At 38.0% G+C, this 22797-nt stretch carries 9 protein-coding genes; 1 reads left to right on the top strand and 8 read right to left on the bottom strand.

Annotated features, from left to right (window positions below; genetic code table 11):
* Nucleotides 1-180: 180 nt before the first annotated feature.
* Both QX565_RS08305 and QX565_RS08300 read right to left on the bottom strand, forming a co-directional pair.
* The gene (locus QX565_RS08305; protein WP_289292425.1) at nucleotides 181-6309 is read right to left on the bottom strand and encodes an RHS repeat-associated core domain-containing protein; all 6129 of its coding nucleotides are present in this window, start codon (nucleotides 6307-6309) and stop codon (nucleotides 181-183) included.
* Nucleotides 6310-6328: 19 nt separating this feature from the next.
* On the bottom strand, nucleotides 6329-6772 hold the full coding sequence (locus QX565_RS08300) for a T9SS type A sorting domain-containing protein (protein WP_289292424.1): 444 nt from the start codon (nucleotides 6770-6772) through the stop codon (nucleotides 6329-6331).
* A gap of 1463 nt (nucleotides 6773-8235) precedes the next feature.
* On the opposite strand from QX565_RS08300, the gene QX565_RS08295 reads away from it, so the two are divergent.
* Nucleotides 8236-12201: an ATP-binding protein gene (locus QX565_RS08295; RefSeq protein ID WP_289292422.1), complete on the top strand. Its 3966-nt coding sequence runs from the start codon at nucleotides 8236-8238 to the stop codon at nucleotides 12199-12201.
* A 62-nt stretch (nucleotides 12202-12263) separates the two neighbouring features.
* Here the strand turns inward: QX565_RS08295 and QX565_RS08290 are convergent, their stop codons facing one another.
* From QX565_RS08290 to QX565_RS08265, 6 genes are all read right to left on the bottom strand, one after another.
* Entirely contained in the window at nucleotides 12264-14255 is a 1992-nt protein-coding gene (locus QX565_RS08290) for a DUF4954 family protein (RefSeq protein WP_289292420.1), read from the bottom strand.
* Nucleotides 14256-14357: 102 nt separating this feature from the next.
* The gene (hflX, locus tag QX565_RS08285; RefSeq protein ID WP_289292418.1) at nucleotides 14358-15614 is read right to left on the bottom strand and encodes a GTPase HflX; all 1257 of its coding nucleotides are present in this window, start codon (nucleotides 15612-15614) and stop codon (nucleotides 14358-14360) included.
* A gap of 39 nt (nucleotides 15615-15653) precedes the next feature.
* On the bottom strand, nucleotides 15654-16190 hold the full coding sequence (locus tag QX565_RS08280; RefSeq protein ID WP_289292416.1) for a hypothetical protein: 537 nt from the start codon (nucleotides 16188-16190) through the stop codon (nucleotides 15654-15656).
* 118 nt (nucleotides 16191-16308) lie between these two features.
* The gene (locus QX565_RS08275; protein WP_289292415.1) at nucleotides 16309-18159 is read right to left on the bottom strand and encodes a C10 family peptidase; all 1851 of its coding nucleotides are present in this window, start codon (nucleotides 18157-18159) and stop codon (nucleotides 16309-16311) included.
* A gap of 191 nt (nucleotides 18160-18350) precedes the next feature.
* Nucleotides 18351-19796 (bottom strand): RagB/SusD family nutrient uptake outer membrane protein, encoded by a 1446-nt coding sequence (locus tag QX565_RS08270; RefSeq protein WP_289292413.1) that lies wholly within the window; start codon nucleotides 19794-19796, stop codon nucleotides 18351-18353.
* Nucleotides 19797-19817: 21 nt separating this feature from the next.
* A complete protein-coding gene (locus QX565_RS08265; RefSeq protein WP_289292411.1) occupies nucleotides 19818-22703 on the bottom strand; it encodes a SusC/RagA family TonB-linked outer membrane protein in 2886 nt (961 codons plus the stop codon).
* Nucleotides 22704-22797 lie beyond the last annotated feature (94 nt).

Here is a 22797-nt window from a genome sequence, read left to right as displayed (position 1 = left end):
GCCATAGGTTTATATCAATAGATAAGTCACATTTGCATAAAAACAGGTGATACATGGTGATGATAAATTCTATTATCATCACCATGTCATCGCCGCTTAGTTTCATTCTTTTTCAATAAATCAATCATAAAAGACGACAAATTACAATTCTAAATCATTTTTTCAAAATTGATCGTATATTTAATATTTAAATGTCAAAAGTCCTATTGGGAATCTATTAGTATTCCAATCAGCACCATCCTTTTTTACGAAATAGTCGCTCGCTTTTTCATTGGCATGTCGTTCATACCACTTTAACTTATGAGTAGTAAGAGGAGCATATCCATCAATAGGTTTAGATTTCTTTGCACTGAAAAGACTTGGTAATCCAACATTAAATAAATATCCCCAACCATATTCCTGACTTTGTAAATAGTGTCCGTATTCATGTAAATACAAATCATCCAATAATGGATCAAATTTTCCTAAAGCATTTACAGGTTTGCCACCTCTATCGTTTATGTTTATGTAACTACCAAGAGTAATTCCCTTATCCTCAGTAGAATGTTCATTTATTACATAAGTCGCTCCCCTGAAATATTCTACATCATCAACCAAACCAATAGTATTTTTAGCCAACGAAAAATATTCACCAATGGCAGTTTGAGGTAATTGCCATGTAAAACGGCTTAATAATTCTAAAGTCCCTTTCCAGAAGTTATTTGTTTTATCAACAGTAAATAGTCCTCCATATATTTTAGCTTCATTCTTTACAGACTTCCATGCCGTCTTTATCGGATTCTTTCCAGTAAAAATACCTTTCCAAAAACCAATAGCAGCCGCAAGAAAGAATTCACCATCTTCATCTGTATACAATAACGGATTATTCAGACAATAGCTATAGCGATTAAAACTTTGGCTATTTTCCGGCATCTGCACATATGGATCCGGACTCAAAAAACGACCTAATAATGGATCGTATAAACGAGCGTTCATATTTATCAATCCGAACATGGATAAGTGCTCATGTCCTGTATAACCACGATTTAAGAATAAAGACGGTTCACTTCCCGGAGCATATATAGATTGAGTTTCAGGATTACGTAGACGTCCCCAGGCATCATAACTCAATTCTTGTACTACACTTCCAGAAGAATCTGTAATATGTGTAATACTTCCCAAATAATCACGACAGATATAATAAATATTCCAAGAATCATTCCCCCTTACATAAACCGCAGGGGCAGAATATGCATTTCCACCAATATACAGAAAACTTTTTGTTCCATCTTTTTCATAACAATCTCCCAAATAATAACGATACTGGCTATCATTATCACTCCGGTTTATAGTCATTTTGGCACGGTCTCCATTAGCCTTATAGACAAATGTAGCAGTAACGCCATTCTCAATAACCGTTGCCGGACGTTTAAACGAAGTATAAATTACATTTTGGGTATTCTTCGGAACTAAATAACCAGAATAGGAAATAAATCCAGTCACCGCATAAGGTTTCGAAGCATTCGCATAAGATAGCTCACCAATTCCAACAAGCCTAGTAACATTACCTTTCGAATCATAAATATTCTGCTTAGGACCATAATCGACCAAACGTTTCAATTTATCATAAGTAAAATACTCACTGATATTATGAGCTACGTCTGTACGAATTCCTAAGTTACCGGTCCGAACATCAAACATATATTTAAAGTGTTGTATAGAACCCGTTTTACGTTCTGTCACCATACCATAAGTATTATATTCATAGCTACGAGTCAATGAGCCGGTTGTAACAACCGTAGGTTGTCCTAACTCATTTTCACTTACTAATTTCCAGATCGAAGCTGTCCCCAATTTTATTTCTGTCAGATAACCATTCGTATAAATATGGCTCTCCTCCATTACAGAACTATCGTCAGATGTCTCATAGATGATTTTCGAGAGATTATCATCAGTATTATAGGTATAAGTACGTTTCAGCCAAACGCTATCCGGTACATATTCTACCTCTGTAGCAATTCGTCCAAATTTATCATAAGTATAGTACTTTGACGTTCCACTAGTTGAAATCTCTTGTTCAAGAAGCTTTGTAATAGCATTATACTTCCATCTTGTTTCAAATTCAGGTCGCGCTACCCTTACAATGCGCCCATCCAATCTAAAGCTGGATAATATTGTTTTACCATTGGCGTCCGTCTCTCTTACATCTCTTTGATCACCACTAACGTTTTCCGAGTAACTTTGCGTACCAGCGCTCGGATCGATAAGCTTGATTCGCCGCCCATAAGTATCATACTCGAAAGAAGTGACAACATCTCCCGGAGCTATTATTTTCTTAGGTTGTTTATCCGGTCGATATTCATAGGTTATTGTCCCTCCCAGATCGGATACGGTTGTTAACAATCCACTCTTATCGTAGTTCCGGGTGGTAGCCATCCCTCTTGTATCAGTAGTAATCACTTGATTTCCTGAATAATCAGTAGTATTTATTCCACCAGAGACTTCTGTTACGGATATTGTACGATCATAATTATCATAACTATAAGCGGTCCATAGTGAGGGCTGAGTTTTAAATGGTTGAGAAACTCTTTTCACACGTCCATATTCATCATACTCGGTAGCCGTATATTGCCAACTTCCATCAAATCTCTGATTCCCACTCCGAATTTCCCGGTTCAAGGCATCATAATAAGTTTTACGTTGCGGTTGTCCGGCATCAGTTTCCGTTACACAATATAGTCCCACTAAAGAATTCCAATTATATGCAATCGTTTTTTTAACATCAAATCTTGTTGCAGAATTAACATTTAGTACACGAGTCTGCAACAAACGTCCCAACATATCATAAGTATAGAGGCTGTTAATAGACAGATAATCTGTCATAGTAGAAAGATTTCCATGAGCATCATAATTACCATAGTATGTAATCCGGCCGAGCCTATCAGTTTCCTTTTCAACATTACGATGATACATATCATACATATAAGTACTTCCTTGAAACTCCGTATTTGTATATGGTGCACTCATCTCTGTAAGTACATTATTATATTCATCATAGGTCCACCGTACCTCTTCTGTCTTATTACCGTTCGTTTTAGTAATTCTGCTTTCGGGAAGCACAGTAGCTGACTTATAAATTATTTCTTCCGATTGCACCCAAGAAGCCCCGTCACGATGGTTTGTGATCGTTTTTAAAACAGGAAACCCGATCCAATAACGATCCGTCGTAACTTGGTTTTGATAAGTTTGCGTAACATTCGTCTGTATTATATTAGAGGTTTTATCGTCCGTATAAGCGGTAACCTCGGATATAGGATTACTATAGCTATCGTAACCGTATGTTTTTGTAACAGTCGTATTTTTCAGTAAATCTTTCACAGAAACCCGAACCGGCCTAATCGTAGTTTTTTTATTCGATGCAACTCCGACATAATAAGTATAATTGGTTTCTGTTGTAGGCGTAGTTTCTTGTACCGGTACTCCGAATCTCGAAGGATCATTAGTCCGGGAAGAGACAGCCCGGCTGCGCAATTTATCATAAACTTCCATCTTTTTCATTCCGATTAAGCCTAATCCCTGACGATGGTAAATGGCTTCCTTATACGTATATGACAGATTACTTATAAATACACCTTTGAGGAGTGCCTCCTGTGAAATAGCAGCCCACAAGGGACCGTTGAAATCAGTATATGGGAAAGCAGCTTCCGTACCTTTTACATAAAACCAAAAAGGGCTTCCGTATTCACGTCCATTCAAACGCTGATAATAGTTACGATGTACCACCCCGAAACTATTAACCATACCCGTCAGTAAATATTGTTTCGCCCCATTAATCATACTATTTACTTTCACCAACCTCGGCCCTTTCACAGCTAATAAAAAATTATAATAATTGGACGTAGCAACAGAAGAGGGCACAATATAACTATCCTTGGGAATACCCACAAAAGTAAGTCCGATTGAAAAGGAACCATTTTTATTAAGCCAGGCATCTACACTTGCAGCCGTATTGGCCGATTCATGCCTTATCAAATCGACCAAGCCGTCAGCATCCACATCTTGTAATGCATAGTGCTCATCTGTCCGGTATTCCATAAGTTCTTGTTGGGTTTTAACCAAACCACTACCGGTAGAAAGATAAGTATCCCATACTGTTCCATTATGATAGGGTATCGTTGTCGCCACTCGATAAGCAGCACCATGTTTAGGACATTCACCATTAACGAGAGGCTTTCTGCAATTGACGCATTCATTGACATATCCTATGGGATAATGGCACTGCGGACATACATCACTATTCGGATAATGCCAAAGGCATGCCGGGCAGTATTCGGAAGTTTTTGTCAAAACATCCAGATTTCCCCACTCATCATAGGATTTAACCGGAGTAACAACAAAATCCACTTTGCCATCCCCATTCACATCGCCAAGCATTAAGTTTCTATTTCGTAATTTATTAATATTCAAATCCGGATATGTGAATAGTTTATTCAATGAATAGGCCCCATTGGTTATTTTAAAACTATAAACATCCATTCCACTTTCATGCAAATGGCAGAGATCGGTTTTTCCGTCTCCATCCACATCCATTGGAATAACCATATCCTTTTTAACATTAAAATTAAAAACATGGGCATTGAAAAGGGTTCGCCGACCGGATAAATCGAATAGCATGCACTTTGAATCCAACTCTTTCTCGAGGGGATGGTACATAGACACTGCCAACACTTCAATTTTCCCGTCCCCGTTATAATCACCCGGCAGATAGGTTTTAGGCCAAAAACTCTTATTATTTATATGCGTTACAGCATCGCTGGTAAATGTAAAAGTAGACTCCAGACTCATGGAATTTTTTAAATCCGGCTTATAGGTTTTTATCGTAACCACATCCCGGTCGTCAACCAAAGTGTTGTTAATCTTCAAGATTTCATCGCCGGATTTTCCATCCACATCTGCTGACAATAACGCCTGAAAGCCATCCTCGGCCAAAAGCTTGGTAGGTGAAGGAGCAACACTACCCAGATTTTGGTAAACCAACAATTCCTGTTCCGGAGCGAACTCTGAAAAATAGTAATATACAGAATGTTGAAAAGTGCCGCTCGGCTTATAATAAGAAGAACAGGGGCTTTTGTCCGGATAGACTATCAAGGCGTCGTCATCAGAACCATAATCAAACTTTCCTTTACTTACCACAACTGATACAGATTCATCAAAATGTAAAAGTAAACCGGTCTCCTGTTTCTGAAGTTTTTTCGTTGTATTATCGCTATATCCATAATAGAATTTTAGCGGATTCAAATTGTCTTTTCCAATTCCAGTCAATAATGATACCCTATCCGTCTGATAAGTAAAAGTATACTCATGAACATAGTCCCCTTTATCCCAACATTTTATCTTATCAAGCAAACATGACAACTTAAACTCCATGCCATTCTGATAACTGGATATAATATCAGTGCGCGATTTATAAATAAAATCCATCTCTGTGAAATATATATCGGATAAAGAATGGATTCCGGAATAGATTTTCGTTATATAACTATGATTATCAACCGTTTCATATTCATAGGTATTATAATTTCCCAAAGCATCTTCAAATCGTGTGATAGGGAAAGATATATTATTGGTATTGCTGTATATGGCCTTACTCCCATCCGGATATTCCACAGTAAAAGAGTTTATAGTATTTCCGGACACATCGGCCTTTATACGCATATTTCCCTGCTCCGGCTCATAAGTATTTACCTGCCCTGCCACCGGAAGTAATCTCATGCCATCCAAAACAAATGCATCATTTGTATTAAATGTCATAAGTTCAGTCACTCCATCATAATAAATGCTCTTATCAATCCGGGTAATAGATGATAAGCCATTAATACTCCAACCATATCCCAATACATTATTTCCTCCCTGACTATTGTAAGCTATGGAAATTTCCGGATTAAAGCCATTCCGTATAGGAGTAATTTCAATAGGAACATTGTAAGTAATAGCTCCCATAGACGATACTTCAGAAGTAAAAGGTATCTCACCTACCGTATATTTAGTATCGACAGTTACAGAAGTAGGAATATGAGCATGCGTTTCCTCCACCAATAAAGGGGTAACCATTTCAGTTTTGAAGGTATTATTTGTATCTGTATTCCGGACCGGATGTTCAATGCGAATAATAGAATCCGGAACAATAGAACTGAGGCTATCTACAGTAATTCGCCAATGTTTAGACTGTGAACCGATACTATAAGTCTGAGCATTTATATGAGAAACGAAACAAAAACTTAGAATCCCAAAGACGTAACAAGGGTATAAAAATGTATTTTTCACTTTCATAATATTGAGATATTAAAGGCTATTCTTTGATAATTTTCCACGCAGACTGCATCTGTCCGAAAACCAGCTTCATGATATATACACCCGGAATGAATTCCCGCATAGAGGTCACTGTTTCCGTTGTACGAACTGTTTCTTTCAACAACAGTTTCCCCTGCATATCATAAAGTTGTAATGTGCCGACACCCGGTTCCGGTAATCCGGACAAGCTAACAGTTAAATCTGTTATTACAGGAGTTGGATAAACACGAATATTCTCTCTGGATAGTTTATTTTCCCAAGTATCATTCTCTAAAGAATCATTTTCGATAAAAGGAGAAAAAGATCGGGAAGTTACCAAAAGACGAGAAACCCGGTTACCGGCACTGTCATAAGAATACTGTAACTGCACAGTTTGTGCAGAAACATTTGTTCTAACAGCAATAGTTGCTGAAAATAACAAGAAAAGGAAAAAAGTTTTCATAGCATGTAGTATTAATAATGTTAACTCAAAAAGGTATTATCTAATTAAGGTTCTTTATGTTGGGCAATAATACGAAATCAAAAATATTCCGATGTTTCAAATCATTCAACTTTTTTCTAAAATCATTCTTTAAAGGATATTCAGGACAATCTCGGGCATATTTAAACAATTTGAAACATCAAAATAAAAATAAATATGATTCAATAGGAGTATAATATTCTATTTCCAGAGTAATATACGGAATTAAAAATCGATATTCACAAAATACTCATATTTCCAAGGATTCGGCAAACCGATGCAGTAGAATGTAGAACGGTAGTTTACTCCGATTCCGAAAAGCTTGCAGAAATTTCCATAAATATGAAGTAGAGTACCGATTGCATATTTTTTATAACTTAGTTCCTATATGAGAAAAAGATTCCTCAAAAACGACATGGCATATTTTCGGTTCATAAATCACTAATAACCAATACTTTAAAAAAAAATATTTATAAATATTATAAAAGTGTACACTTAAGCATGTGTTAATGGCGCTTCTATTAGATGCTAAAAGTATACACTTATACATACCAAGATTGGTTTCTTTGCCAATTTAGTTGAAAGATTTATTCTTGTACGGTTCTGAGTATTGTACGATAGAAATATACAGTACATGCCTACTTACAATTTGACAAAGTGACATTCCTGATCCTCTGGAATCCTCTAATTACGAGAAGGTTTCTCACAGGTGATAAAAATCTTCGGCATTTCCGATTTTGATTATTCCTATTGTACGATTTTCGGAGAATTATATAACAAAAGCATCTCATTTTTTTCGATCTTCATTACACAATTCAATATCATTAGTTTATTTGATTATACTTTTAATAGTTAAAAATGGAGCGAATTTAGCTATCAGTTAGCGTCCAAAATGTTTTTTAAGGCGGTTTTTATTTTTTCTCGTAGAGTCTCGAATCGTTTCTCTACGAGGTTCGAGTCGTTCCTCGTAGAGAAACCGAACTTATCATACCGGGGAAATTAGGATAACATTCCGGCTGAATGTGCATAGTTATCCAAACAAAGAAAGATTATACGACAGAATGTGCATAATAATTTATATTATTATGCAGTTTATTCTCCAGTTACAGCAATAATTAGAATAAAGGTGTCATAAAAATCAATCATATCGAAACAAAAAGACAGGATAACTGCATTTCTCAAAACCTTTATTAATTTCATCAGGATAGTACATTCAATACACCAACATCAGTTCATTAGGATTACGCTTTCAACTAAATTGATGAAGAACGCTAATAGTATATACTTTGGCATGCTTCAAATATAGAGTTAAAGATATGAGTTAACAATATTAATAACAATACAACAACATTATCTTGTAATTAAAAACTCATTATTATCTTGCACTTTTTGTTTATCTGTTACATTTGTTTTAATTTTGTCCAGACAAATTTGAAAAACCTATTATGAGAAACTATATAAATGTACTAACCAGCTTATGCCGGTTCGTCGGATGTATTCTACTAATACAATGCACCGTTTCTCCTTCATACGCTTTCCCTGACTATTATTTTAAACAATTATCTTTGAAAGAAGGTCTTTCACAGACAACAGTCAATTGTATACTCAAAGATTACAAAGGAATAATCTGGATAGGAACCCGAATGGGCCTAAACCGTTTCGATCAATACGAACTTAAAAATTACTTTTACGATTCGTATTCTCTCAAATCTCTACCAGACAATGATATCTGCTTTCTCAAAGAAGACTCCCAACTCAACCTATGGATAGGAACCCAAGAAGGACTATCGCTATATAACCGGGGAGAAGATAATTTCACTCTATTATATTATAACAATGCTCCGGTACAGGCAAAAGCCGCCTGTTTGTTAGATACTGGAGTTCTATTTGCCGGAACAGGCCTTTGGATATATAGTTATGCCGATCAGCAGTTGCACAGCCTCCCTGTTGTTAATAATGGAAAAGCTATCAGTGACTATTTTACATATATCAAACCCTGGAAAGAAAACATATACATAGTAGGAACACAATGGAAAGGGGTCTATCTATATCATGCAGACAGTCACCAACTAACTCCTTTTGCCCCATGCCAGGAACAACATATCAGTTCCTATTTTCTGGATGAACACAAAAATCTATGGTTATCGCCCTATGGCAAAGGAATTGTATGTTATGACGTAAATGGTCATGAAATCGGCCGCTATTCAACACGAAATTCGGAGTTGTGCAACGATATCATATTAGATATGCTTACTTATAAAGATGAGTTGTGGATAGCTACTGATGGAGGTGGAATTGCACGTTTTCATCTTGCCACCAACACTTTCCGTACAATTGAATACCAGACTGGAAACAGTAACTCACTTCCAGCAAATTCTATAAAGAGTCTATATGTGGATCATTCACAGAATTTATGGGCAGGTACTATCCGAAGTGGACTTCTAAACATCCGTGAAGTATATATGCACACTTTTCAGGATGCACCATTAAACAATATTTATGGACTAAGCAATAAAACTGCTTTATGCTTGTATGAAGAGGATAATTTCATGTATGTAGGAACGGACGGCGGTGGCATTAACCGCTTGAATCAGACAGAAAACACATTCATGCATTATCCTGCCTGCAGCAAAGAGAAAGTAGTATCGATAGCAGGATATAGCCAGCAAGAGTTAGTTGTTTCTTTTTTCGGAAAAGGGCTTTATTTTTTCAATAAAATGACAGGAGTTTGCCGTCCATGTAACTTTATGGACCAAAATCTTAGAGAGCAAATCAATTCTACAGGAATAGGCATCAACATACATCAATTTTCTCCGGACAAATACTACATACTGGCAGAACAGGTATATATCTATAACCTAAAAACAGCCCAGCTTATTCCTCTCCAGATGGAGGGCATAAGAAAAGATACAGATACTCCTATCAGTAATCTGAAAGTGATTGCCTCAACCGACTCGGTAGCTTATCTATGCGGAGTCAAGAATATTTTCAGAGTGGACAATCGGACTCAAACTTTATTCCCAATTTATTATACCAATGTAAACGTCACCATCAATGGGGTATGCAACGATCCTCAAGGGGATTTTTGGATGGCAACCAATCGGGGACTAATGAAATACAACCAGAAAAATAAATCGGTCGACAAGATAGAGACTTCTTTATTCAGTGAAGCAAGAACAGCCATTTACGACCCTACAGGAAGAATATGGGTAGGTGCTCGCAACATGCTGTTTGCTTATTCAATATCAGAGAAGCGATTCACTATTTTTGATGAAAACGATGGTGCTTTAGCCAATGAATACATGTACACCAATAGCCCGATATCCCAGTCGGGAGATATTTATCTATGTGGAGCGAACGGTTTGTTACGTATCTGCAAAGGCTATCCGTTTAAAGACAGTAACACCCCTACCATAAAACTAATGGATGTGGAACTGAACGGAGCAATCATTACAAATCAGGTTTCGGAAACAGGCGAACTGACTATACCCTATCACTATACATCACTTATCATAAAATTAATAAGGAACGAAGAAGATGTATTTCGACGGAGAATATACAGGTTTCACATTTCAGGTCTGGCACGTGATATTGAATCGTATGCACCTTCGTTGGCACTTTATTCGCTCCCTCCCGGCCATTATGAAGTGTCTGTTTCATGTAGCAACCGAAATGGTAGCTGGACAACAACGACGCCGATACTCAGCTTAGAGATCCCTACCCCCTGGTGGCAAAGTCCCTATCTTAAACTGTTATTAATTGTCCTTTTTATAGCTATCTGCATTTGTTATGTTATTTATTACAACCGTAAAAAAGAACGTAAATTGCAATGGAAACTAAAAGAACATAAACAGAATATGAATGAAGAAAAAATACGTTTCCTCATCAATATGAGTCATGAGTTACGGACTCCTCTTATGCTTATATATGCTCCACTCAAACGCGTGTTAAGTAAAGACATAATAACCGACAACAAATTGAAAGAACAACTGGAAAGCATATGCAAACAAGTTCGAAGAATGAAAAATCTAATAGAAATGGTATTAGATGTACGCCGTATAGAAATGGGACAAAATGTATTACATCTTTCTACTGTCCCGTTCAACAAATGGCTGAAAGACATTGCCGGTAGCTTTACAGACGAATTCACCAATAAAGGAGTGCAACTGATATACAATCTGGATAGCCTGATTACTGATTGGACATTTGATACAAACAAGTGCGAAATGATCGTATCCAATCTACTGGTGAATGCTTTGAAATTTACTCCGGAAGGAAGTACAGTCACCTTAACAACACGAAAAGAAAAAGAATATATATGCATTTCGGTAACCGATGAAGGTATCGGACTGGATGAAGAAGATATGAAACATCTTTTTGTGCGTTTCTATCAAGGAAAGAAATCTAAAGAAGGAAGTGGTATCGGATTATCTTATGTAAAAGTTTTAGTAGAATTACAAGGAGGTAAAATTAATGCATATAACAACGAAAGAGCGGGAGCAACTTTCTATTTCGAACTACCGGAAAGAGAAAGTGAGAAAGCCTTAGAACAATCTATAAACATATCACTCAACGATATACTACGCTTTCCCGAGAGAGAAAAGCAAGAAACGAATAAGGAAGAGGAAGCGTTCGACACAAAGAATTACTCTATACTAATAGTGGAAGATAATATAGAACTATGTAATTTCCTCAAAGAGGCCATGAAAGAATATTTCCAGAACACATATACAGCTAACAATGGAAAAGATGCATTTAAGATTGCCACACAGAAATTGCCTGATATCATTGTGAGTGATATCATGATGCAAGGAGGAGACGGATTAGAACTTTGTCAGCAAATCAAAAGAACAGAAAGTACATGTTTCATTCCTGTTATTCTACTCACTGCCCGAACGGATATCGAAAGTACAGCTTTCGGATACAAATCGGGTGCCGATATTTATCTGACAAAACCATTTGAGGTAGAAGAGTTAGTTGTAATAGTACATAACCTATTAAAAAACAGAAAAATACTGCAAAAGCACTATCGTAATCACTCCAATGGCATATCAATAGAAGGAAAAGAACCAAGCAATGCAGATGAACAATTTTTATTCAAATTAAATGGTATTATTATAGAAAATCTAAACAATCCAGATTTAGATGTAGACTTCATTGCTGAAAGAATGGGAATGGCGCGAACCACACTTTATAACAGACTAAAAGCTCTGAACTATATGGGTATCAATGATTGCATCAATAACTTCCGCATAGAAAAAGCAATACAAATGTTACGCGAAACAAATTGCAATATGCTTGAAATATCAGAAGCGGTAGGATTTAGCAGTCAACGTTATTTCAGTACATTCTTTAAAAAAATGGTAGGTTGCACACCTACCAAATACAGAGAAGAAAATCTTCAAAAATAAGTATCTTTCAATATCTATCATCACAGAATATTCTGTGGTGATAGATATCCTATTTTCGTCTTTTACCCCAACTGCCCGATACGATTTATCAATTCATCGCCCAAAGCATTCTTATCATCAATATGTTGCAATACAGCGGTTACAAACGGATTACTCTCAAAATCACCACGCACCTGTTCAAAGTCAAGTTTCATTTCATCATCAGAGCCATCGGCACCAAAGCCAGTCATTGAAGACAGGGAAAACTCCTTGCGTGCATCACTATAGACCATACGATCCAGCCCGATAACAGCTTCTTTCCAGGAACGTACAATATCAATAATATCTTTAGCAGTAATCGTTTCGGGATCGAGTCCGTAAAACTCCTGTATCTTACCATACGCCCACGTCCACTCGTAGGTATAGTAATTATTATGCATCTCAGAGAAACAGGCATTGATTTCTTTCAGACGATTGATTTCTCCACTCTCAATGCCACACATCAGTTTCTCTATCTCACTCTTCGGAGCAATTAATCCGGAAATATCCACCCATTCGCCCGTACCTATTTCAGTATCCGGTTTCAAGCGTTCACGAATATCTTCATTGCTTTGGAAGTTAATACCTTCGAGGCGTTTAATAATAGAGTTACCCAAAAATTTATGAATAGCTATCTCATAAAAACGAATACCACTGTTAAGCGAAGAATTCTTTATTTTAGCACTTTGGTAAGAGTATGTCTCCGAAGTTTCACCCGATACACGCTTCAAATCTTTCAGAATAGTACGTCCTGCAAACATCTTCTGAATGGTATAAGGACTCAATAGATTATAGTTAATATAATCCAGCTTGTTCGGATCCTTTCGTTTATCACGCTTCGGCCATTTCTGAGCGTCACGAATGGTTCCTACACTACGCAAATTAACTCCAGGGACAAGGAAAGTGGTATTCTGTTGTTCTATCAGATAAGAGAACGGCAGATTAGATGTATCCGCATGATTCACGTGACGCCCCATTACCAAAGAGAAAGCTCCTACACGCGCCGGCCAGAGAATATAAGAATCAGAAGTTGTTTTCGCGCCCCGTTCCATTGTTCCCTGATGGATAGGACCTAATTTGTACATATGATTACTTTGATTAGAGCCTGAACCAGCATTCATGAATGAAAACATACCGGCAATCAGTAAAGTTGATTTATGATGTGTCACCGTATAAGGTCCGGCAAAAATAGCACATGCTTCACCGTTTTCTCCCTGACAATTACTGAAAAACAAAGAGTCCGAAGCCGAATAATTATGTCCCAGTCTACAAGCTTGTCCTATAAAACAACGGGTCAACATCGTTCCGTCATCAATATGCGAACCGGAAGAAACAATGAAATCGTCACAAATGACTCCATGCCCGATGTGCACCGGAGCAATTGCATTACTATTAATACTGCCATTTGACAAACGACAAGTCCCGCATATATGACAGCAATCTCCTATCCGCACATTTTTAATAGAACCGGTATTGAGTATCATGACCCGATTTCCGATTGTTCCGACAGTAGAAGCATGCTTATTGGAATAATAATCGGTAATTTCCTTCATACGACTGATTAGTTCCGGGCGATGACGGTACAGAGCCAGAATATAGGCCTGATGTGCCGAAAGTTTGTCATTGATCAGTACTTCCCGTCCACCGGTTTCATTCAATACGGCAACTTCTACTCCATTACCAAAAGTGGTACGACCATCTACAAGAATAATATCAACATTCTCAATAAATGCATCGTCTCCGATTTCATAGTTCGCAATGTAGTTCTGAATGTTTTCAATACAGCAGTTATCTCCTACTGTTACGTTGTGCAAGGTGACATGCCGTAGCCCGGAATGTTTCTTAATTCCACCCGGCAAAATAAACTCCGACTGGAAAACTCCGAGTTTTACCTCGCCTGAGAAGCGGGTATGGTGCACATACTCGGTAGTAAAGTCCTTGGCCACAGAGATTTTTCCCCAATCATCAGCCAGACACGACTGGCTCTTCAACTGAAGCACTTCGTCTTCAGTCAATCTTCTGTAATCTTTTCCCATAAATAAAATAATTTGCCAATTTGCTAATATACCAATGTGCCAATACCTTTCGGTGGCATAGCGCAACCAATTGGCACATTGGCATATTGGTACATCGAATAATTATTCTTCCTCGTAAGTCTGATAAAGAAAATCATTATAGGGATACTTCTGTACGTGTAGTTCTTTTACGCGTTTATAAACAACACTCTTCAGTTCTTCTATGTTGATTCGTTCGCGGGCGGAAATAAAGAGGCAATTATCCTCCATTTTAGCCATCCACGTCTTCATCAGTTCTTCGAGTGTTAAGTTTTCCTTTGTTTTGGGGGTAAGGTCGTCAGCCGCTTTCTCTATATAAGTATAAGCGTCTATTTTATTAAAAATTAATATCATTGGTTTTCCGGCACCACCGATATCAGCCAGTGTTTTGTTCACCACTTCAATCTGTTCTTCAAAACCGGGATGAGAAATATCTACAACATGTAGTAGCAGGTCGGCTTCACGCACCTCGTCGAGGGTAGATTTGAAAGAGTCTACGAGGTCTGTGGGCAACTTACGAATAAATCCTACAGTATCGGACAACAAAAAAGGCAGATTTTCTATAATCACCTTACGCACTGTAGTATCGAGCGTAGCGAAAAGCTTATTCTCTGCAAATACTTCGCTCTTGGCCAAAAGGTTCATGATAGTTGACTTTCCTACATTAGTATATCCTACAAGAGCTACACGGATCATACGCCCACGGTTCTTACGTTGCGTAGATTTCTGTTTATCAATCTCAGCCAAACGCTCTTTAAGCAATGACATACGATTGAGGATAATACGGCGGTCCATTTCAAGCTGCGTTTCACCTGGTCCACGAAGTCCTACCGAACCTCCTTTACCACTACCCGAACCTGAACCACCACCCTGGCGTTCAAGGTGAGTCCACAAACGTTGCAAACGAGGCAACATGTATTTATACTGCGCCAGTTCCACCTGTGTTTTAGCATTGGCAGTCTGGGCACGCATAGCGAATATATCGAGAATGAGCGAAGTACGATCTAATATCTTAATCTTCAGCTCCGCTTCAATATTACGTATCTGTTTGGCAGAAAGTTCATCATCAAAGATAACCATTCCTACTTCCCGTTCGTTTTCTTCTTCGTTTAGGATATATTCCTTTATCTCTTCCAGTTTTCCTTTTCCCACATAAGTTACAGAATTGGCTGTCGGTAACTTCTGGGTAAACTTTTTCACAACTTCCGCCCCAGCCGTCTCGGCAAGGAATTCCAGTTCGTCAAGGTATTCTTTCGTCTTACGTTCATCCTGCGTCTGCGTGATAAGTCCTACGAGTACCGCTGTTTCGACCTGAGCTTCGGAGATTATAAATTCTTTCATTCTTTATTCTTATCTATAATAATGTGCGCAAATATATAGTTATTTTTGCAGAAAGCCTTGTTCTATAAGTTTATTTAATTCAGAAACAATGTTTTTATAATCTGCCCGGCGTCCACACTCATGCCATTCGGTTAAAGGATATTTATCATGAATATGTGTCATCAATTCCTCCATAGAGGGTGCACTGGCCAATTGACTATACTCCTCGTATGTATAGGAAAGAAAGACGACATTCCGGTTAATACCTCTATTGTCCAGCCAATAGCCTTTTTCCAGAAGTGTAGGCAAACACAGTTTGTCACCAATACGAAGGTCACGCGGGTGCGGATAAGAAACAATAGTGGTACGGGCATCATTCATGATAACCGGAACCAGGTGTGAGTAGTCCTCCCTCGTTTTATAAATATACACAGGAGGAGAGCTTACAGAGGCCGCTCCACCTTTAGAAGAAGTCGTTGTAACTATTATCTGGCTATCCATGTTTTGTTTTTTTTGTGGTTGAATACCCGGAGTACGGCAAGCACCTGCCAACAACACAATACACATACATCCTGATAAATAAAGGCTTTGTTTCATACAACTGATTTCACGATTTTAAACAAAAATAGTAATAAAAAGCAAAACCGGCAAGTGAGAATGCCATTTATCTCAAACTTGCCGGTTCAGTATAATCAGAAGTACGCTCTTAAAACAATCACTTTATTACAAATTTATTACTACCAACTCCTTCTGTAGTAATAGCTCTCAAAATATATATACCCGGAATATAATCTTTACAAGACAGGCTAAATTCCATATTTCCATGGCATTCTGCCCCTTCCAACAAATGTCCTTGCATATCATAAATCATCAGTCTGGTCATTGCGACAGAGGATTTCACTATGATTCGATCATCCCTATATATAACTGTAACGGGTACTATATTATCTTGTTCAACATGATTTATTCCTGTCAGATCTTCTTTGACAAGAATCTCCGTAGAGACTTCGCTTCCTCCTTTTACGCTTTCCCACTCAAAATCATTCTGATTATCTCTGGCTCTGTACACCATCCTGATCCGATCGCCTCCAACAAGTGTCTCAGTAATTTTACAAGAAAAAATAACTCCATTACCTGATATTTGCCCTGCTGCATTCATCGCACTCAGGTCAATATTTTTAGAATCCGATATAAGTTGTTTCACCTTTCCCTGTTTATCTACCAAAGCCAAAGCTACGATTCCGGAAAAGTCACGAAGACCGGCATTCGTTATAAATCCGGCTTTCACCTTAAACGAAGTGTTAAGACGAAAATCAGTCTCTGTAGTTGTCAATCCGGCAAAAGCTTCTCCGGAACTTGTTGTTCCATCAAAAAAATATAGCAAATCACGATAACCGGAACCGGATTCGGCTTTCTTTATGCCGACTACAGCATCCTGCCCTATCGAAAATCCTCCCCCTGAATTACCTCCGATACCCTGCTGATCGGGCTCCAAAGTAGATAATAAATAATATCCATTGGCCATGCCGCCCCATCCCCAATTAACATGATATCTATTAGCCTTGTAACCATCAAAAACGAACTGATGTCCTTCTCTTTTGGAATTACTGCCACCATAGATCACAAGCCGTCCTTCGTCCAACTCTTGTTTCAATAAAGCGTCCCACTCATCATCCGTATACCACTCCCGTTGCAATACAGCCATACTTTTATCATATTTCATATACTCTATCATTCCCCTGGCTGCTATCAAAGTAAAGGCTCCACTTCCATTTGGCGCATATTCCATATTCGACAACACCCCACAGTGATACATCAATGTTGCTACAGCAGCAGCATTGGATTCTACATACTTTCCTATCTCATATACATTCAACATTTTATCCCACTGATATGGAACATTATAGGTTACAGATAACTGACTTCCATATCTGGAAGGAGTATAAGTACATGTCCCGCCGCTTCCCTGATCCGGCCAACGATTGTATTTCATTACAATAGCCAGTGCAGTTGCAACACAACCTGTAGGAGTAGAACTTCCGGATATTTTGGGGCATAAGTTATTATAAGGAGCATTCTGATTCCAAAGAGCTGTATTCAATAAAACCTCTTTTTCTGCATCATCAGCCAAAGTCCCGCGTTGCAATTGTTCCCAAAGTTTCATAACCGATTCAGACGGAGTTATATGCTGTTCTCTGGCCCAGTTAATCTGTTCACGGTAATATTGCATCCACCCCTGTAGATTGGAAGGCATATTTTCTACTTCAAATTCTCCGGCATCACTATAAGCCAGTACAGGAGATGCTACATCATCACCCGCAATAATGATAAAACCTCCTTCCGGTATACGATTAAAAACATGAAAGGCTGGTGATGAGGTCGTTGCACGTGTTTGTACATCCTCACCATCCCAGACATACTCCAGTTGCATACTACCACCTGCCCGGGTAGTTTCGTGAATTCCAAAGAAGTTACGAGCCAGTTGTTCTGCTTTTGACACAGGCACATTGTCTGCCCATGATAAAGAGAAAGTGAATAAAAAGAGCCAGAATAGATTACGTTTCATAAACACTTTATTTTGAGAGTGGTTTGTAACGCCACAAATATAATACATTAATTTATTTAAGCAGAATATCAATCCTATATACTTTTGCATTAGGTAAGGAAAAATAGAGGTCATTCTTTCACAAGAACGACCTCCCAAAACACTTTATTTATAATTATAGCCACCTTATTATATATGGCTAGAATTCCAACTTAATTATACTCCGGATTTTGCTGAATATTTGTGTTAGCATCTATTTCAGCTTGTGGTATCGGCATAATGGTACGATAATCATTCCAGTTAACTGTCACCAAGTCAGTCGCATTCAAGAAATGATTTCCACCTTTACGGGTGATTTCGATACCTTGACGAAGTACATCATATAAACGGTGTCCTTCTAATACCAACTCTTTACGACGCTCTTTCATTATCAAATCCAAGGTAGCTGTAGTTTTTACAGTTGCAGAATTAGCACGACTCTGAATCTTATATAAGTAATCGTCTGCCAATGTCTGATCCGGAGCAGATTTCTTCAATGCAGCTTCAGCACCAATTAAATAGATATCAGATAAACGAATGACACGTACATTATTAACAGCTACTGAACCTGCACGTCCCGGATATTTATTAATAGTACGTTTCGTGCCATTTTTATCCGTAACCAATAAACCTAAACGCACATCATTAGGATCCTCATTCAACAAATCAAGAAAATCCTTAGTGGCCACAACAGCTCCGTACTCAGAAGGAGCAACCACAGCTCCCCAAAGTTCACGGCCTCCTGCATAAGTGGTACTGGATAAAGCCAAATCAAAAATAGACTCACTCGTTTCTTCCAGTTTCCACGAATCTACATAATCTGAATTTTTAATCAGTTCATAAGGCCCATTCTCCACTACGTCTTTCGCATAGCCATAAGCAGCTTCATAATCACCTTTATAAAGATTGACACGAGCCAACAATGCTTTTACAGCCCATCTATTAAAGTGACCGTAATTTTTGTTCTCATCAATAAAGCTCAATGCATCTGTTAAATCCTCTAATACAGCTGCATACCCTTGAGCTACAGTCTGACGCGCAGGAAGTTCTGCAGCAGTTAATACCTCCTTCACAACCGGAACTCCCAAAGAAGCGCCATTATCTTTCAGATAAGGAGCTCCGTAGGTTATCAATAAGTTAAAATGAGCCAATGCACGGATGGCTAAGGCTTCGCCTTTTGAATTCTTAACCACATCAGACATTGGAACTTCCCCTTTATCTATTGCTTCCAGTAATACATTGACACGGTTGATAACTGCATAAGGAGGAAACCAAAGATCGTCGGGAGCATTATTCTGACGATACGTGTATCGATAGTATTGTTCTGTACGATCACTTGTTTTGTTCGTCTGCGTATCGTCTCCTCCTACTTCTGCACGTGCTATAAAATCAACTCCATAATAATAATAGCTGGTGTTATCTTTATCAGATACGCTTATCAATCCTGCATAGGCTCCATTCAAAGCTGTTTTTGTATCCTCTGCAGTAGTAATGGCTCCATCACTAACCAAAGAATCAGAAGGTAATGTAGTAAGGTATCCATCACAGGAAGTGAGGCATACGGAAGTCGCTACAATGACCGTCGTAAAGATTGATTGTATATTCAATTTTTTCATCATTTTCTTTTTTTGCATTAATAATTATAATCCAATTTCAATACCGAATGTCACACTTCTCAAAGTAGGAAATGCAAATGTCGGAATACCATCAATCGGTTGCTCCGGATCTACATTTTTATAAGAAGTCCATGTCAGCAAGTTACTTCCCGACACAAACAGACGTACATTTTCCATTTGTGCTTTGCGGGTCCATCTTGAAGGAAGTGTGTAGGAGAGACTCAAGCTCTTCAAACGAAGATAATTAAGATCTTTCATAAAACGTGAACTTCCATAATTACCGTACTGATAGTTATTGATACGTCTTGGAACATCCGTTTTATCACCGGGCTTTTGCCATCTGTCTAACTGATCAATAGAAGAGTTATAGAAAATTGTATAACCATCTGTATCAGTAATACTTGTTCTCATTGTATCGAATACCTTTCCTCCGAGTGAGAAGTTAAAGAGCATATTCAATTCAAGTCCATTCCAAGAGAAACTATTTCTCCATCCACCGGTAAGTTTCGGATCGGGTTTACCTATAATAACACGCTGAGCTTTAGCGGGATCCGTAGTCAATTCTTTATTCAAACTACCATCAGCATTTTTCGTATTCAGCACCCATAATTCTTCACCTGTTTGCGGATCTACACCTGCCCATTCACGGCTCCACCAGGAATAATAAGATTCGCCTTCGCGCAGTATACTCGTACCATCAATAATATCTTTACCTTCATACAATTTGGAGATTTTGTTACTGTTGTGTGATAGAGCAAGCCCGGAAGTCCATTTCACAGATGTATCTTTGAAGATATCTACGTTGATGTCCACCTCAACACCTTTGTTGGTCATCTCACCCACATTTTTCAGCATCGTTTTAAATCCAACGACCATAGAAGTAGGTACATCTTGCAACAAATCGGTTGTCTTACGTGAGTAATAGTCAAAACTCACACTTACCCGATCAAAGAAACGACCATCAAAACCAATATTAAAGTTTTTATTCTTTTCCCATGACAAATCCGGATTGGGAACAGATACAGGAGCAGAACCGGCAATATCCTGGTAGTTATAACCGTAACCATACAAACTCAGATGTTCATACAGAGAATTGGGTAATGTTCCATTAATACCATAAGAAGCACGTACTTTCAGGTCATTGATCTGATGTATGTCCTTCATAAATTTCTCTTGCGTTAATCTCCATGCTGCAGATACAGACCAGAAGTCAGCCCAACGATTGTTGGCACCCAACCGGGAACTTCCATCACGACGATAGTTTGCCGAAACATAATACTTATTATCATAGTCGTAGTTGACACGTGATAATAAAGACAACAAATGGTCTTCTGTATAATAAGCCATACCTTCTGCCGGAGTAGAAGCATTAACAGACTCAGGCAATTTATCATGAGGATAACCGGTAGAAGCTGCTCTAACCGCTTCCTTTTTGCGATCATCTACATCCCAACCCACAAGTACATCAAGATTGTGTTTTTCTTTGAATGTTTTAACGTAATTCAATGTAGTTGAAGAATATACATTATGATACTGATACGGATAAGTTGCTCCAAGTCCATTTAGCAACTGTCCATTATTAGAATTTACCGGCCAATAAGTTATAGATGTATTATTAACATAGTCATAACTTACAGTTTCTTTAAGAATTAGTCCATCAATAATTTCGTAAGATGCCCATAAACTATTAAAGCTTCTGAATACTTTCGACTGATTTTTATCCAGATTAATATCTTCTACAGGGTGCGTATGCGGAAAGACTTGCTGTAAAACCGGATGCAGATAATAATTCCCGTTTTCATCATATATAGGCATATTAGGTGTACAAATGAAACTTTGTAAAAAGAAAGGATTAGCATAAGCAGTACCTTCGCTTGTTACCGAAGAATTCTGTTTAGACAAAGAAATGTTAGCTCCCATCTGCAATTTGTTATCAGCCGATTTGTGAGTTGCATTTACACGTCCGATAAATCCATCTATGGATGAAGTTTTGGATTTTCCATCTTCCTTTTTGTATGCCAATGATGCAAAGAATGAATTACGTTCGTCTCCACCCTGTGCCGAGAATTCATAATTTTGCGAGGAACCATGTTTCCGGAAAAAAGCATCTTCCCAATCTACATTATAATTAGAATCTGCAAAATATTCAGCAAATTCCTGAGCATAAGCTCTTGCCTCTTCATCCGAAGCCGGACCGTTATAGTTTCCATTTTCATCGGGTATACCGTACAGAGTAGCCTCATTATAACATGCTTCATATGTTAACTCATGACGTTGCTGTCCATTCACATTCTTTCTGTTTTTCATTGCCCAATCAGAGAATCCCCAATTCGCTTTAAAGTTAATTCTTGTTTTACCCACTTTACCATGCTTGGTAGTAATCAAAATAACTCCATTAGCTGCACGTGAACCATACAATGAAGCAGCTGCAGCATCCTTTAACACAGTAATATTTTCAATATCACTCGGATTAATAGAAGCCATTACATTAAATGCTTTAGAGTCACCATCTACAGCTGACACAGCAATATCACCAGAAACGACAGGAACTCCATCTATTACATACAACGGATCATTAGAAGCATTCATTGAACCCGTACCACGAACTCTGATTTGTAAACCAGCTCCCGGCTGACCACTTGTTGAGTTCACCGTAAGTCCCGGGGTTGATCCTGCTAATGCCTCTTCGAATGAAGTTACAGGAATATCTTTTAATACTTTATCTCCACTTACCGTAGAAGCAGCTCCCGTAAATGATGATTTTTTTGTAGTACCATAAGCAACTACCATTACTTCGTCAATCATCTGTGAATCAGACTTAAGTATAACTCTCAGATTCGGTTTAATAGCCACCTCTTGCGTCTGCATTCCGATGTAAGAAATTTGCAAAGTCTTTGCAGAACTATACATCGTTATAATATTATAATTATCAGTATGTTATGATTACTTGTGTGAACTTTGCGTTATAGTATTCATGCTATATTATTGCTTGAAAATCAATAAT

Source organism: Bacteroides sp. 41_26 (assembly GCF_949740115.1).
Lineage (GTDB): Bacteria > Bacteroidota > Bacteroidia > Bacteroidales > Bacteroidaceae > Bacteroides > Bacteroides nordii.
Note: the sequence above shows the minus strand (reverse complement) of the source record. Positions and strands in the feature narration are given on the sequence as shown.